Origin of the sequence: Vibrio sp. CUB2, assembly GCF_001557945.1 — a bacterium.
GTDB lineage: Bacteria > Pseudomonadota > Gammaproteobacteria > Enterobacterales > Vibrionaceae > Vibrio > Vibrio owensii.
This window is the reverse complement of the sequence record NZ_LNRB01000068.1, coordinates 1-698: the sequence shown is the minus strand read 5'-3', so window position 1 is coordinate 698 and position 698 is coordinate 1. Positions and strand designations below refer to the sequence as shown.

Here is a 698-nt window from a genome sequence, read left to right as displayed (position 1 = left end):
CCTTAACAGGGCGTTAGTGCGCAAAGATAAAAATTACAATTAGCAGGATTTAAAATGAGTGAAATTGCTCGTTTCATATCTGGTAAAGCTCCAGATAAATTTGGTCGCAATATAGAGCAGTTGTTAGCTTACAACCACTTCTGGCTGGAGCATGATCATAAGTATATTCAAGTTCTTTTCCCGATAGATGAGGGTACTAAGTTCAATCAACATGCTCCTTTGGTAACTAAAGCAGATCGAGAGGCTTTTGCCAACTCGGAAGAATTACGTGTTGCTCACTTAAAAGCACTCGATCTTTTACTTGAGTTTTGGGGATTACAGCGAGATGGGTGTGAGATTTCTTCATTACAAGCGCTAAGTCCTGCTAACCATGTCTGGCTTAAAAGTCATGACCACAACCAACTTCGTCTGACCCGAGCAATTCGTAGTTTGTATTTACTCGGTAATGAACAGCTAGCAACTAACTTGTGTGACTTTCTAGTGGCAGCAGCAAGAGAAACAGGCTTGGTTTCAGATAAAACGGTCGAGTATTGGCATAACGCGCTTAAAGGTTAGGGGATCGCTGAAAAAGCGCACTAACAAACTGTTCAAGAGGGATTCGCAACGCGTGGCATTTTTACTATGCGTTGAATTTAGTGGTTAAGGTGTTATGCGGCGGCTTCGGTATTGCGTTGCTCACCCCTTAACAGGGCGTTAGT

Annotated in this window: 1 protein-coding gene; it reads left to right on the top strand. The window is 42.6% G+C overall.

From position 1 onward, the window contains the following. Positions 1-54: 54 nt before the first annotated feature. A complete protein-coding gene (locus ATB78_RS27855) occupies positions 55-555 on the top strand; it encodes an opioid growth factor receptor-related protein (protein ID WP_038892295.1) in 501 nt (166 codons plus the stop codon). Positions 556-698: the final 143 nt, after the last annotated feature.

What these genes read in the sequence shown, in the direction of transcription:
- ATB78_RS27855 (WP_038892295.1), top strand. Translation starts at nt 55, where the DNA reads ATGAGTGAAATTGCTCGTTTCATATCTGGTAAAGCTCCAGATAAATTT.